13 protein-coding genes are annotated in these 14,870 nt (G+C 44.7%); 2 read left to right on the top strand and 11 right to left on the bottom strand.

Translation table 11 applies throughout. The annotated features are described in order from the left end of the window. Nucleotides 1-11 precede the first annotated feature (11 nt). The 11 genes from nuoL to M9194_RS04950 all read right to left on the bottom strand — a co-directional run bounded on the left by nuoL (nucleotide 12) and on the right by M9194_RS04950 (nucleotide 11,255). The gene (gene nuoL, locus M9194_RS05000; protein ID WP_250611537.1) at nucleotides 12-1,892 is read right to left on the bottom strand and encodes an NADH-quinone oxidoreductase subunit L; all 1,881 of its coding nucleotides are present in this window, start codon (nucleotides 1,890-1,892) and stop codon (nucleotides 12-14) included. Beyond that, complete coding sequence (nuoK, locus tag M9194_RS04995) at nucleotides 1,892-2,215, bottom strand: NADH-quinone oxidoreductase subunit NuoK (RefSeq protein WP_250611536.1); 324 nt, start codon at nucleotides 2,213-2,215, stop codon at nucleotides 1,892-1,894. Before nuoK ends, nuoL begins: the two co-directional genes overlap by 1 nt. Next, nucleotides 2,212-2,742: an NADH-quinone oxidoreductase subunit J family protein gene (locus tag M9194_RS04990; protein WP_250611535.1), complete on the bottom strand. Its 531-nt coding sequence runs from the start codon at nucleotides 2,740-2,742 to the stop codon at nucleotides 2,212-2,214. The genes nuoK and M9194_RS04990 overlap by 4 nt, the downstream gene beginning before the upstream one ends. A 16-nt stretch (nucleotides 2,743-2,758) precedes the next feature. Beyond that, nucleotides 2,759-3,292 carry an NADH-quinone oxidoreductase subunit NuoI gene (nuoI, locus tag M9194_RS04985; RefSeq protein ID WP_250611534.1) on the bottom strand — a complete coding sequence of 178 codons (534 nt, stop codon included), beginning with the start codon at nucleotides 3,290-3,292 and terminating at the stop codon, nucleotides 2,759-2,761. 27 nt (nucleotides 3,293-3,319) lie between these two features. Then, nucleotides 3,320-4,297, bottom strand: a complete 978-nt coding sequence (gene nuoH, locus M9194_RS04980) for an NADH-quinone oxidoreductase subunit NuoH (protein ID WP_250611533.1) — start codon at nucleotides 4,295-4,297, stop codon at nucleotides 3,320-3,322. Then, entirely contained in the window at nucleotides 4,297-6,657 is a 2,361-nt protein-coding gene (gene nuoG / locus M9194_RS04975; protein ID WP_250611532.1) for an NADH-quinone oxidoreductase subunit NuoG, read from the bottom strand. Before nuoG ends, nuoH begins: the two co-directional genes overlap by 1 nt. 2 nt (nucleotides 6,658-6,659) lie before the next feature. Next, complete coding sequence (gene nuoF, locus M9194_RS04970) at nucleotides 6,660-7,949, bottom strand: NADH-quinone oxidoreductase subunit NuoF (protein WP_250611531.1); 1,290 nt, start codon at nucleotides 7,947-7,949, stop codon at nucleotides 6,660-6,662. Beyond that, the gene (nuoE, locus tag M9194_RS04965; RefSeq protein WP_250611530.1) at nucleotides 7,949-8,515 is read right to left on the bottom strand and encodes an NADH-quinone oxidoreductase subunit NuoE; all 567 of its coding nucleotides are present in this window, start codon (nucleotides 8,513-8,515) and stop codon (nucleotides 7,949-7,951) included. The genes nuoF and nuoE overlap by 1 nt, the downstream gene beginning before the upstream one ends. Nucleotides 8,516-8,634: 119 nt before the next feature. Continuing rightward, complete coding sequence (gene nuoD / locus M9194_RS04960; protein ID WP_250611529.1) at nucleotides 8,635-10,332, bottom strand: NADH dehydrogenase (quinone) subunit D; 1,698 nt, start codon at nucleotides 10,330-10,332, stop codon at nucleotides 8,635-8,637. Continuing rightward, nucleotides 10,333-10,884 (bottom strand): NADH-quinone oxidoreductase subunit B, encoded by a 552-nt coding sequence (locus M9194_RS04955; protein WP_250611528.1) that lies wholly within the window; start codon nucleotides 10,882-10,884, stop codon nucleotides 10,333-10,335. Further along, a complete protein-coding gene (locus M9194_RS04950) occupies nucleotides 10,881-11,255 on the bottom strand; it encodes an NADH-quinone oxidoreductase subunit A (protein WP_250611527.1) in 375 nt (124 codons plus the stop codon). The genes M9194_RS04955 and M9194_RS04950 overlap by 4 nt, the downstream gene beginning before the upstream one ends. Before the next feature lie 837 nt (nucleotides 11,256-12,092). On the opposite strand from M9194_RS04950, the gene M9194_RS04945 reads away from it, so the two are divergent. Together M9194_RS04945 and M9194_RS04940 are read left to right on the top strand one after the other, a co-directional pair. Then, on the top strand, nucleotides 12,093-13,019 hold the full coding sequence (locus tag M9194_RS04945) for a ketopantoate reductase family protein (RefSeq protein ID WP_250611526.1): 927 nt from the start codon (nucleotides 12,093-12,095) through the stop codon (nucleotides 13,017-13,019). Between the two features lie 418 nt (nucleotides 13,020-13,437). Then, nucleotides 13,438-14,766: a hypothetical protein gene (locus M9194_RS04940; RefSeq protein WP_250611525.1), complete on the top strand. Its 1,329-nt coding sequence runs from the start codon at nucleotides 13,438-13,440 to the stop codon at nucleotides 14,764-14,766. Nucleotides 14,767-14,870 lie beyond the last annotated feature (104 nt).

Raw genomic sequence — 14,870 nt, 5'->3', positions numbered from 1 at the left:
ACCTATATTGATCAGACCATGTAAAACAGCAAAATAACGGCACCAAGAATCATCCATAGGACGTATCGAGAAACTTGATTACCTTGACCTTCGCTGACAATCTCGCCCGTGCTAGACAATGTAGCAGAGACACCACCAACTAGGCCTTTATTAAGAATCCAACGCTCGATTACTGTTTCTAGTAGTCCAGTAAAGGCTTTAAAACCGCGTACAAAAATTAGCTTAGAAAGATCATCGATGTACCAAGCCGCATTGAGGAACTTGTTGTCGCCGATACCTTTACCAGCAGCAATCTCTTTCTTGACCATCACGTGAGCAATCCACACACCTGCAATCGCAATCACAGAGCCAAGAATCTCAAGCACAAGACCAGTAGAAGGATCAAGCTCAGGTACATTACCTAGCACTTGGCTTAACCACGGTACGAATAGGTGTGGACCAAAGCTCCAATCTGCTGGGAACTGAATCCAACCGATAGCAATAGAGCCAACCGCTAGGATGCCAGTTGCTACTTTCATCTGCCAAGGCAGACCTTTTTCGCTGATATAAGCTGGCTTAGTAAATGGTGTACGGTTCTTACCGTTGAAGACCATGAAGTACATACGGAAGCTGTAGATACTTGTAAATAGTGCACCAACAAGGCCTAAACCTGCTAGCAACCAACCTAGGTATCCAGTATCTGTCGCCGCGATGATCGCGTCTTTCGAGTAGAAACTTGCAGTAATGATAGGTAGCGCTGCTAAGCTTGCACAACCTGCTAAGTAAGTCCACTTAAGCCATGGTAGACGTTTGCCAAGACCACCCATCTTACGGATATCATGATCGTGGTTATACATATCAATGATGACACCAGAGCTGATGAACAATAGTGCTTTAAAGCACGCGTGAACAATCACGTGGAAGATAGCAAGATCGTATGCACCCACACCTAGAGCTGCAAACATGTAACCAATTTGCGAAATGGTTGAGTAAGCCAGAATACGTTTAACGTCATTTTGCGCTACCGCACAAGTCGCTGCGTAGAATGCAGTAAATGCACCCACTAGCGAAACCCACCAAGTCACATCAGGAACTAGGTTGTAAAGAACGTGTGTACGAGCGATCAGATAAACACCCGCTGTTACCATGGTTGCCGCGTGAATCAATGCAGAAACCGTAGACGGACCTGCCATCGATTCTGGTAGCCAAACGTGGAACGGGAACTGCGCAGACTTAGCCATACCACCAGCAAGGAAAAGTAAGCAGATCGCGCCAATAACCCACAGGTTAACAGGCTGAGTCGCCGCTAAGTGGAAAATCTCGTGTAGGTTAACGGTTTTGAAGACAACGAAAGTCAGCAAAATACCAATGGCAAGCAGAGTATCACCGATACGTGTTACGACGAATGCTTTACGACCAGAGTAGACGTTCTTCTCTTTGTTGTAGTAGTGAGAGATCAAGCCATAAGAACATAGGCCCATGATTTCCCAACCTGTGTACAACAAGATCAAGTTGTCAGCCATCACGAAGAACAACATACCCGCTACAAAGAGGTTTAAGTAGCAAAAGTAACGACGCTCACCGAAGTCTTTACGCATGAATGGCACAGAGAACAAGTGGATCAGGAAACCAACCCAAGTTGTCACTGTGATCATTACAAGCGTCAGTCTGTCGACCGTGAAGCCTATATTGACTTTCCAGTCACCGACCGACATCCAAGTCCATAGTTGTTGGTGGTATGCAGGGTTGAAATCACTATCGACCCATAGCACACCGACTAAAATTGCAGAGATGAATACCGACGTTGCCGCGATAATTCCGCTTGCACGTAGAGGGATTCTTCCGCCAAGCAGGACAATAATCGCCGCACTGAGCAGAGGCAAAGTTGGGATTAACCATAACCAGTTATTCATTATAGGTCTCCCCCTTTCACAAGACGGTCGCTAAGCTGGTTAAGCTTGTCAACGCGAGTGGTATTCAGATGACGGTAAGATAGCATTGCTAGCATAAGTACCACAGATAACTCACAACCCGCTGCAATCATCAAAAATAGAGCAACCACTTGCCCTGTTGGGTCGTTCCAATATTGCCCAGCACCCACAAGTGCAAGCGCAACACCGTTTAACATGACTTCAATACCCATTAGTACGAACAACATCTGACGACGTACCAACACGATTAAAAGTCCAATCACAAACATCAACAGTGACAAAACGAGAACAGTAAATACACTCATGCTTGTTCCTCCGTTGACTCTTCTTCTTGAGGTTTAACGTGAGCAGCTAGGTAAATCACGGCTACCAAAGCACCTAAAAGTAAAGTTGAAATCGCTTCAATCGCTAGCTTGTAGTGCTCAAACAAATCGTAACCAACGCTCTTCGCGCTAATCATTTGCACAGTATGTGCTTGTGCAGCATCGATAGTGATAGAGTGAGTCATCACTAGCAAGCCTTCTACCAGCATCACAACCAGTAGAATCACTGGGATGATGACACCTTTGTTGGCTGTCATAGGGAAGCTTTCACTTGCTGGGCTGAGCATGATGAAGAAGACAAACAGCACCATGATTGCCCCGACGTACAAAATGATTTGTAACGCAGCGACAAACGGCGCACCAAGCAGATAAAAGATCACTGCTAGTGCCAATAGCGAGGTAGTTAAATACACTGCCCCATGCATTGGCTCTTTGACGAACAGCAAGCTCACGGCTGACAGCAGCATTATCACGCTACTGGCATAGAATATAATATTCCAGGTTAACATTATTTACCTCGCCCGATTACGGCAGCAAAGTGTAGACATCGATAGGCGGTTTTTCATCCGCACCATCACCTATAGCTTTCCCTTTAATTGCCACGCCTGCATGTTCGTAGTAATTAAAATCAGGGTGCTTGCCAGGGCCATCGATCAACAAGTCTTCTTTTTGATAAACCAATTTTTCGTGGCTGTATTTGCCCATTTCAAAATCGGTCGTACATTGGATCGATAGTGTTGGACAGGCTTCTTCACACATGCCGCAGAAAATGCAGCGACTGAAATCCAATTGGAAAGTCTTTGCGTAACGACGCTCATCTTCACGCTCTGCACCTTGGATGGTAATCGCACTCGCAGGACAAACAGAAGAACATAGGTAGCACGCCACACAACGCTCGTCGCCACTAGGATCTTTTGTTAATACGATACGACCACGCCAGCGCTCTGGCAGATCAGGCTTAACGTCTGGATAACAGACGGTGTCTCTCGGTGCCCAAGCATGCTTGATCGTGGTTCCGAAAGCTCCTGTGACTTCACTGAGTATTTTTAATATTTTCATGATTTTCTCTCGATCAATTCCGCCGTGTTACATCCAGAATGCACCGATGATTGCCGTTGCTAGAATGTTCACCAAGCCAAGTGGTAATAGGAACTTCCAGCCAAATGCCATCAATTGGTCATAACGAGTTCGTGGCAAACTTGCACGCATCCAGACGAAGAAGAACACGAGTAAGAACGTCTTCAATACGAACCAAAATACGCCCATTAGAGGGTGAGTTTCAGCCCATGGACCATGCCAACCGCCAAGGTACAACGTGGTAGTCATTGCACCGACAAGAATCACGCCTAGGTATTCACCTAAGAAGAACATGGCGAAAGGCATACCGCCGTACTCAGTGTTAAAACCAGCGTTCAGTTCGTTTTCTGCTTCTGGCATATCGAAAGGTAGACGGTGAGTTTCCGCGATACCAGCGATAAGGAAGACGATGAAACCGATTGGTTGCAACACGATATAAGGAATAGTTTGAGCATCAACGATCTTGCTGAGACTGAAGCTACCCGCAAGCATCACAACGCCAAGTACTGCTACGCCCATCGCTAACTCATAGCTGATAAGCTGAGCGATTGTACGAATCGCACCTAGCATGGTGTACTTAGAGCTTGATGCCCAACCACCTAGGAATACTCCGTAAGCGTGGATAGAGCTAAGGCCCATCAAGAAAAGCAATCCAATATTAAGATCACCAGCCCAAGAAATATTTTGACCAACAGGGAGTAGAGCAAAACTTACTAAGATAGCCACTACCACCAAGATTGGCGCTAAGATATAAAGTTTCTTGTCTACGAAACCCGGCAAAAAGTGTTCTTTTGTCAGTAGTTTCGCGGCATCGCACAATGCTTGGAAGATACCAAATGGACCAGCACGGTTCGGGCCGTAACGGTCTTGTAGTAGTGCAAGAGCACGACGTTCAAATAACACAGTGTAACCAGCAACAAGGATCAAACCTATAATGGTCACAACCATGCCAATTAGGACATATATCCAATACTGCAAAGGATCCATTAAGCTTCTCCTACTGCTGCTTTAGCTTTATCACTTGATTCAACGTTTGTCGCATCGATAAACAGGTCAGCGGCTTTCTCAACTTGAATGGCTGACGCAATATCCAAACCTAGCGCATTCACATCAGCGCGAGACAGTACGACGCTGCTTTGCGCAACATGCTTGTCGACCACAATAGTGCGAGTAAGGTGTTTGCTTGGCGCTTTAAGCGTCAGGCGATCGCCATTTGCCAGCGACATAGAGTGAGCAAACTCTGCACTCACGTAAACGGCTGCATTAGGCTTTAATGACGCCAACTCTTCAGCACGATCGGCAATGTAGCCTTCACCATACCAACGAGATAGGGCCACTTGTGGCTGCTCCGCTTTGGCAAAGTTAAACGAAGATTGCTGCTCTTTTGCAGAAAGCTTAACCGCCAACTTCTCAGCGTCTAAACGAACACCATGAGAGCCTGCTGTTGGGTGAGTTTGAGTTAAACCAGCAAGGAAATTGTTAATCGCTTCTTGATCAACGTCTGCCATTTGCTCGATCAATACTTCAGCACTAAACATCGCTTCTTTACGCTTGAACGATTGAGCAAAGCTTTGTAGACGACCTTCGTAGTTGATGGTCATACCGTTGCGCTCTGGCCATGCAGCAAGAGGAATCACAACATCAGCGGCTTTCACTGTTGATGTGTTGATCTTATCAGCAACGATGAGACGCTTAACTTTACTACGTAGTTCAGACCAACCTTGAACCTTCTCACCAAATGGGTCAGAGCCCACGACAAGAAGCGTATCAATTTTGCCTTTCGCCAGTTGCTGCTTCAGCTTGTCACAAGAGTCAGCTTCCGCTAGAAGAGCTGCACCTGTCGCACCCGCTGCTGCTTGCGCTACGGCTAGTTGAGCTTTCTCGCCTAATACCTCAGTCAGTTTTTGTAGTGCTTTGATACCAGCCACGTTCAGTAGCTCAGCGACACCAAGAACAACAACTTTGTTAGCGTCTTTAACAGAATTAGCAACGTTGGTTGCCCACTCGCTATCAACAGTTTCGCCAGCACATGCTTTTTCAACTTGTGCTAATAGATCTAGCCATTGAGAAGGCGCAGCAGAGTAGCTTAGCCCTTTCTGGAACTTACGTGACGCTGTCACTAAGTGAGAGCCAGAAGCGTGAAGAATGTGCACAGGACGTTTTTCTTTCATCACTTGGCGAACGGCCAAGTCAAGCATTGGTGCATGCTCAGTTAGCTCGCCCACAACCAGAACCGCATCCGCTTGCTCAATGTCTTTTACGCTTGGCGCATTAGTGTTAGCTGCTGCAGCCGCTTTGCTAAAGGCTTCTTCAGTTTCTGAAGTAAACGGAGAAAATGGTGCATTAAGCTGAGAGGCTAATTGACGAAGTGCTGTGTTAGTTAACAGATCTTCTTCGATAGAACCTAAGATTGCCACGCGACCTTTCGCTTCACCAAGCTCTTTAGCTAGACGCTGAGCTGGGTTCGCATCGGCAAGAGGTTTGCCATCAAGCAATACTTGTAGAGGGCGATCTTTCGCTTCTGTACCATGTGCGCCATAACGACCACGGTCACAAATGAAATAAGGGTTTACCGCAGATTTGCCTTCTTCGCCTATATTAATACGACGTAGTGTACCTTCACGGCCACCCGCTTCAATGTTACAACCAACGCTACAGCCTGAGCAGATAGAGTCAGCTTTATCTAGCATCCAAGTACGGCTGTACTTACGGCGATAAACTTTATCGGTAAATACACCTGTTGGGCATACTGTCACTAGGTTGCCTGAAAATGGGCTGTCAAATGCACCGTCTTCAGTACGACGGAATAACACGTGGTTACTTGAACCCATTGCACCAAAGTCATCGCCTAGCGCGTAATTTTGGTAGTAACGAACACAACGGTAGCAAGTGACACAACGGTTCATGGTTTGATAAACCAACGGACCTATGTATTGGTCTGGCATGGTACGTTTCATACCGTCGTAACGGCGGTACGCGTGACCCACACTGATTGTGGTGTCTTGTAAGTGACAATCACCACCTTCATCACAAACTGGGCAATCGTTCGGGTGGTTAGTCATGTAGAACTCAACCACACCTTTTTGAATTTGCTTCGCTTTATCACTTTTGAACTTGTAACGCTGTCCATCTTGAGCAGGAATGGTACAAGTCATCACAGTGCGTGGGCGCTCGCCTTCTTTTTGCGGCACAGTTTCCATCGCACAGATACGACAAGAACCTGCTGCTCCAAGCGCAGGGTGATAGCAGAAATAAGGCGCTTCGATACCAGCACGACGTGCAGCGTCTAGGACGTTTTCGCCTGGTTCGAATTCCACTGCCTTATCATCAATATAAATAGTACCCATGATTAAGCCACCTCCGCTTCTAAGCTCTCAGCCTGCTCATGAGTGCAAGCTTTCGCTTCGATGTGTGCTTCAAAGACATGTCTGAAGTGCTTTATACCCGTCATAATTGGCATCAACGCACCCGGTGCTAGTGCACAGAATGTGTTTGGATAGATGGTGTCTACAAGCTCATGAAGAAGGTCGAGATCAGCAGCTGTTGCTACGCCTTTTTCAAACTTCTGTAGAACATGAACCACATAAGGAAGACCATCACGACAAGGCGTACAGTAACCACAAGATTCACGAGCGAAGAACTCTGTTAGGTTGATCATGAAATCGATTGGACAAATGGAGTCGTCCATTACGATGATTCCACCAGTACCTAAACGAGAACCTACACTTGCAGGGCCGTCCCAATCCAATGGCACATCTAAATGCTCAGGAAGCATAAATTGCGTAGACGCACCACCAGGTAAGAAGCCGACCAATTCACGATCATCTAATAGGCCGCCAGCGTGTTCAAAAATAAGCTCACGAGCGGTTGTACCCATAGGTAACTCAAAGAAACCTGGTTTTTTAACTGGGCCAGAGACTTGGTAAATGTGGCTACCTGCAGCATCACCTTTACCTTGAGATTTAAACCACTCGGCACCTTTGTGTGCAATCCATGGGATGTGACAAACAGTTTCAACGTTGTTGATGATCGTTGGCTGTCCCCATAGACCTTTTACAATTGGGAATGGCGGTTTCGCACGAGGGTTACCACGGTAACCTTCAAGGGCGTTCAATAGCGCGGTTTCTTCACCACAGATATAACGACCAGCACTCAAGTGAACGTCAACGTCGAGATCCCAACCAGAACCTTTTACGTTTTTACCTACAAGGCCCGCTGCTTTCGCTTCTTCAACTGCTTTTTCTAACAGTTTTGCCCCTTCACGGTATTCGCCACGAATGAATACAAACGCTTTATCCGCGCCCAAAAGATAACTACTGGCAATAACACCTTCAAGAATTGTGTGTGGGTCACGGTATAGAACTTGGCGATCTTTGAATGATCCTGGTTCAGATTCATCTAGGTTAACAACAAGGTAAACAGGGTGAGAGGCATCTTTAGCTAAAAAGCCCCACTTTACGCCTGTTGGGAAGCCACCACCACCGCAGCCACGTAGGCCAGAAGCTTTGATTTCTTCTAGTAGAGGCTCACGATCTTTACCGATGATCGTCTCTAGGCTTTCATAACCACCTGCTGCTTGATAGCCAGCAAGATCTAGAGGTTTTTCATTGTGGAAGTTACGACTAAGTACGAGTTCCATTATGCTTTCTCCTCATTAGGTTTACTAGGTTCATCTTGAGGAGACAACATGGCAATCATGCTACGGTAATCCGGTTTCTCAGCCAGCTTCATTTCTTCTTCAGCCATTTGAGCGATGATGTCACGTACTTTCTCTTCAGTGAGCTCACCTTCAACACGATCATCATTGATTAATGCCGCAGGCGCACGATCACAAAGACCTAAGCAGATGCTAGGAAGTACAGTGACACTGCCATCATTGGCAATTTCACCCAACTCTTTGCCGGTCGCTTTTTTTGCCGCTTCTAGCACTTTTTTAGAACCACGCGTATGACATGAAATGCTGTCGCAAACACGCATGATGTTTCTGCCGACAGGACGACGACGTAACAAAGTGTAGAAAGTAATAATTTCATCTAATTGAGTCGTTGAAAGCTCTGTCAGCTCGCTGACTGCTTCCAAGCCCTCTTTGGTGATATATCCATATTTATCCTGTACGAAGTACAGGCAGTAGATAGCCCCTGCCCGCTTTTCTGGATAATGAGCTATGTGCTCTTCCAAATGTGCGATTTCTTGTTCAGTTAACATTTTTTCCTCACATCGGCCCGACTTAACATCGACCAGTATCTAATTTATTGCTTCTAACGTCTTAAGAGGCTTCGAAGCAATAAACTTCAGCATCTTTTAAACGGTGCTGTTTTTGATATTTAACGGTCAATGTCCGCCAAAACATAATCTATTGAGCCTATCAAGCAGATGATGTTCCCGAGCAAATCGCCTTTAGAAACTGCTTTAACAGACTGGAAGTGGGTGAAAGATGGTGTACGAATACGTACACGATATGGGCACCCTGTACCATTACTTACGGTGTGATAACCAGTCAGGCCCTTCGAGGTTTCTGTGGCAAAGAACGTCTCTGCTACTGGGAAGTCAAAGCCTCGACCAGTATCCACGAAACTGTGAATCAAGGTTTCGATGTCTTTCAGTGCGTTTTGCTTACGAGGGAAACCAAATTTTGGTGCGTTATCCGCTAGGTATGGACCTTCAGGCATACGATCTGCCGCTTGGCGAATGATCTTCAGACTTTCTGTCAACTCTTGAACACGTAGTACGGTACGAGTGTACGCATCACCGTCAGTACCCACTGGTACGTCAAAGTCGTAGTCTTCATAGCCCATGTATGGCATCTGCTTACGTGCATCAAAATTAATGCCCGTAGCACGTAGGTTTGGACCTGTTAGACCCCAGTCAAGCGCCATTTCTTGGCTGTACACGGCGACACCTTGAGTACGAGCTTTGAAAATCATTGACTTGGTCATTAATTTTTCTAGGTCTGGGACGAGCTTTTCTACCGCATCACATGCTTCATCAACCGCTTTTCTCCAACCATCTGGTAGGTCTTGTGACACACCACCGATACGGAAAAACGCAGGGTGCATACGACCGCCGCAGATAAGTTCGATCACATCGAATATCTTTTCACGCTCTGTAAACGCGTAGAAAGCCGGTGCCATACCACCCAAGTTGTGAGTAATACTACCGAACCATACCAAGTGGCTCGAAAGTCGGAAAAACTCACAAAGCATGATACGCATTGTTTTAGCGCGCTCAGGCACTTCAATACCTGTCATCGCTTCTAGACCTAGTAGGTAAGGCAGTTCACCTGCAACACCACCTAGATAATCGATACGGTCGGTATAAGGAATGTAGTTATGGAAAGTATGACGCTCTGCGATCTTTTCAGCACCACGGTGGTGGAAACCGATTTCTTGATCGAGTTCTTCAATACGCTCGCCCTTCATTTTTACTTTCAGGCGAATAACACCGTCCGTACCAGGGTGGTTTGGACCGATGTTAAGAACCATAGAGCCGTCTTCTTGCTTACCTTTGATTTCGTAAGATTCCATCACTCGTTGGAAATCAGGACCTTCTAAATCAAAAGGTTCATCCATCAAAGTGGCACGGCATGGGTAAGTTTTACGAAGAGGGTGACCTTTCCAGAAATCAAACGTCAGGATACGACGTAAGTCTGGGTGATCTTTAAACTTGATGCCGAACATGTCGTACACTTCACGCTCGTACCAGTCGGCGTTAGGCCATACAACCGTAGCGGTCGGTACTTTAATCGTGTCGTTCGCGATGTGAGTACGAACAGAGATAAACTGACTGGTTGATATGCTTAATAAATGGTAAAAAACTGTTAAACCACCACCGCGCTCAGCTTCATCGATTGCGGATAGGTCAAACAGCATTTCAAATTTAGGTGTTGATTCTTTTTTCAAGTAAGTGAGCATGTCAATCAACTGCTCACAATCAACTTGGTAGCTTACTGTACCAATGACTGAACCTGGTAACGCTTTGGCACCGAAACGCTCAGTTAATACTTGCGTCAATTCTGCGTTCATTTATTCAACCCTTAGGCCAAGAGGTTTACGATTTTTCTTAAGAACAGAAACAGGATTCGCTTTTACGTAATCTTGTAGCATGACCAAACCTTCTAACAACGCATCTGGACGTGGAGGGCAACCTGGTACATAAACGTCTACCGGAAGAATTGTGTCTACACCTTGAACCACACTGTAAATGTCATACATACCACCAGAGTTAGAACATGAACCCATGGAGATAACCCATTTAGGCTCAAGCATCTGATCGTAGATATGCTTCATTAGAGGGGCCATTTTGACAAAGCAAGTACCCGCAGTGATTAACACATCACTTTGGCGAGGTGAACCGCGTAGAACCTCAGATCCAAAACGTGCCATATCGTAACGTGGTGTCGCTGCTGTCATCATTTCAACGAAACAGCAGGACGTACCAAAGTTATACGGCCAAAGTGAATGTTTGCGGCTGTAAGAGATGAGATCATCAACTTTGCCTACAACATTGGAGATAAAATTATTGCCTTTTTCAGATTGCTCTTTTCCGGCGTCAACAATAGGAATGATATCGCTCATGATTCGTATACTCCGATCTTAAAAGCGCCTTTACGCAGCATATATACAAGTCCCAAAAGGAGGATGACAATGAAAAGCACCGCGGCGATAACGCCTGGAATACCTAGTTTCCAGTAGTCCACGCCCCACGCTAGTAAGATGGCTGCTTCTAGTTCAAAAATGAGGAAAGCGACAGCGATGAGATAGTAGCTAATAGAAAAGTTGTGTTTTGTCGTGCCAGAAGGGAGAAGGCCACATTCGAAAGGTTGTTCATCTTCATATCGACGACCAAACCCGCCGACTAGTTTGCTTGCAAACAGAATTGCAGCGATTACCGCTATGACAAGCACCGTAAAAATGCCGATCATTAAGGCTGGACTAAAGCCACTCATTTTGAACTCCTCGTAAAACCTCGTCCATTGAGTGCGCGATCAGCCCGATTTATGTGCTGATTTATCAGCATATCTTAACGAAAGATATGCCTAGCGTTCCTTTAAATTACTAACATTACTTTAAAATTGGCATTTCGCTCAATTAGTTACTATGAACAACTGCCACACATGTATAGTCAAATTGCACAAAAGCAAACTGCCAGTCTTCGATGACTAGCCTGTTCACTTTCTTCCTTTCCATAATCGTACAATTTTTATACTACCCTGACATGCTAGACTTCCACAACCATAAATATCATGAAAGCTTGAGAGCGATCCAATCATTTTCATCAATCACTTTGAATAAAAATTGTTATCGACTGCTCAATTTTCGATCTAACCGTTAAATGTCTTATTAGATTGTCAGACCAATGTACCAGATAGTGGGCGTCACTCTAACAACTCTTAATAACAAATCAAGAGTTTATTAAATAAGGGCGATCAATTTTTTATTCGACTTTAGTGGTAAAGCTTGTGTTCATTTAAGGCAAATTTAGAGTAAATTGGCTGCTAAATCTTGATTAAATAAGCAAGAAAACCACCACTTTTTGAAATGCGAATGTAGAAAAGTAACGAAAAAATTCAGCTAAATTATCAAAAATGAACTTTAATATTGCATTATGTTCGGTAAATCTGTAACCAATTTTCGACTAATTACGAAGTTTTCATGATGTGCGTCATGGTGGTAACTGGTTACGTCTTAATCGAAGCAATATCTGCCTTGTTCTCTACACTATTGCTCGCTTTTCGCTATGACTTAGGTGTATATTCACTCTTTTCCATAATAGTGGGTGCAGGATGAAAATTACTATCATTGGTGTGGGTGCAATAGGTGGATATGTCTTCGCTAAGTTGTCCGAAGCGGGCGAACATGACATACAATGCGTAACAAGCCCAACATCCGCTCTACTTAAGCAACAATCCATCCAACTTAGCTCAGATAATCAGTCTCTTACCTATCCTATTAAGCAAATCGCATCAGATTACGCTCAAATCGATGGCGATATAATATTCATCACCACAAAAACCACTCAAAACTCAACCGTTTTTCCACGCTTATCGAGTCTAAAAAACAAAACCTTCATCGTGATACAAAATGGCATCGGCAACGAGCAGCATTTGGCCAAATATCTTCATCAAAGCAATACCATTATAGGTGCAACGACAAATATCAAAGTCACCAAGAAGCATACTGACAACAAGGTCACGTTGCACAACCCTCTCTGTCAGTTTAACTATGCGTTATTTCAGCAAGGAGCGGTTACTGCTGAACTTGGCGCCCTCTTCAACCAAATATTTACTTCGGTTACCCATACAGAAGACATCTACCAAGCTCGCTTTCCAAAACTGTTGGTCAATTTATCGTGTAATCTCGCGTCCATATTGTACGACGCTTGTATGCAGACCTTGTCCACCTCCAAAGAGCCACGACACCTTATTGAACAAATCGGAAAAGAGGTGATACAAGTGGCCCAGGCTTATCAGGTAGACATCGCTCCTTCCCGAATCGATCTGCTACTAAATAAACTTGCAGAGCCGGGATTTAAGGGTGTGTATTTCAGCATGAAGGAAGATTTCGATGCAGGTCGGCCACTAGAAACAGAAACTGTGTTCGATAACTTTATTACCCTGGCTGATCAGGCAGCTATCGCCACCCCAGTTACTCGCTCAGCGCTTAATCAGCTCTACATAAAGCTTGAAGAACGCCAACTGTCCAAAGTGTAACCAGCTCACCTTATGGCCCCTGCTGGCTGAACAAGCTCGTTTCAGTGAAGTGAGTTTGTTCAAATCATCAAGGTAGTGACAAAACACACTTTAACAATTTGACTCAAAAATAACGTTTCTTCTAAAAACGCTTCTTAGCACACTCCTTTCATCCCCATTTTTTTGAACCCTGCTTTAATTCAATCAAGATAATAAGTTTTATCTATCTGTTTTTATTAATAAAGATTTAGATAAATAAAAATGAATCCATTGATTTCATAGATCAACTATCCTTATGACAGTTTTATCATTTATAGATGTAACAATTTCATCAATAACATGTTAGGCACTTACGCTCAAACACCAACAAGGTACAGAGCTCTCATCGAGTTTGCTCCGTTAACTGTCACGTTCATTTGTAGGATACTTGGAATTAACAATGACCACTTATTTCAATCGGATTAATTGGATAAACATAATAGGGATGTTATTAGGCGCCGCAACACTTCAAGCGTTTTTGTTGCAGTTATTTTCCGGCCATTTTACCCCTCTCGGCCTGGAACATTATTTTCAACAGCTCGTTAGTAGTAATAAAGCGCCTACTTACTGGAATCACCTGCTAATCGTACTATCCCATTATTCAGCGCTAACCGTGATAGCTTTAGTAGTTCTCATGATCGGTAGCGTCATTGGGTTGTTTTTTTCATCTAGTCCGATTTATCCACTTTTGTCCGCCTTGTTATACACTGGTTTTTGGCTATCCAACCTAGGCAGTCCAGGGGCATGGATTTTTGAGCTGTTATTTCCAGCCCTCTTCTCTCTGATCTTAACCATTGCTCGATGGGACATGCGCCTCAGCTCTGCAAAGAGACCAACATGGTTGGGTTTAAAAACGCTGCCTTGCAGAAACACTACGCTTAATAGTATTGTCGCCGTCGTATTGTTGTTCGTATTTAGCTATTTTAATATTTTGTCTAAGAATGGCGGCGAACATCTCGTCATCGTTACTATTTTGTTCTCCTTGCTAAGCGCGGTGCTGGTATATTTCTCTCTAGCCTTTGATCACAAAAGAGAGGAGCCAGAGTATTCACTCCTCGCTCGCATCAATCGCAACTATCTGTTTTTAATGGCTTGCACGATAGGCCTGATGCTCATCTATCAAGTTAATGCCGACATTTCACTGCATTGGTTTACTAGTGAAGGCTACAAAAACTTAGTAGACACCTACCAAAAGACCTCTAATGCGCCTGAAATCGTCAAATCCTTTTTAGCGCTCTCAGCATCCATATCATCAACACTAGCGCCGACCCAATTCGTGTTCGAAAGTTTAGCGGCGTTATGTTTATTTATGGGTATTTTCAGAGCGCCGATGTATTGGCTTACGACAGGGTTACTGGCTCTATTGATGGTCATTGAGTTTGGTATCCCAGCTACATGGCCGCCGACACCAACAAGCCCTGTCAATTGGGTGTGGGAATTGATGCTCCCGACCTTGGTATTAGTCATTTGCAGTGTTCATGCTACCGTTGAATTTATGCAAACAAAAAGCTTACGTAAACGTCTATTGGGCGAACAGCTTTTCTCTGAGATGCCTATTGCAGCCAAAGGCTTTATATCGGTCATTCTTTTGGGAATACTCGCTATCACCACAGTTCAAGCAAGCCATCCAGCCATCGCCGGAACCGTCATGAGTAAAACCTTGCTATTCTCCGTAGGGCTCTTTGCATTGATGCTGGCTCTAGATTCATTCAGGGCAAAACCTGAGTAACTTAAACCCTAATCCACGCAATGGTATCGCTCCCACGCAGCTACAGCATGTCGGGAGCGAAGCAAAGATCTCTTTTCTCTCACTAATATTGATCTATTTGTATT

The organism is Vibrio sinus, from assembly GCF_023634645.1.
GTDB lineage: Bacteria > Pseudomonadota > Gammaproteobacteria > Enterobacterales > Vibrionaceae > Vibrio > Vibrio sinus.
This window is presented reverse-complemented; position numbering and strand designations above follow the sequence as displayed.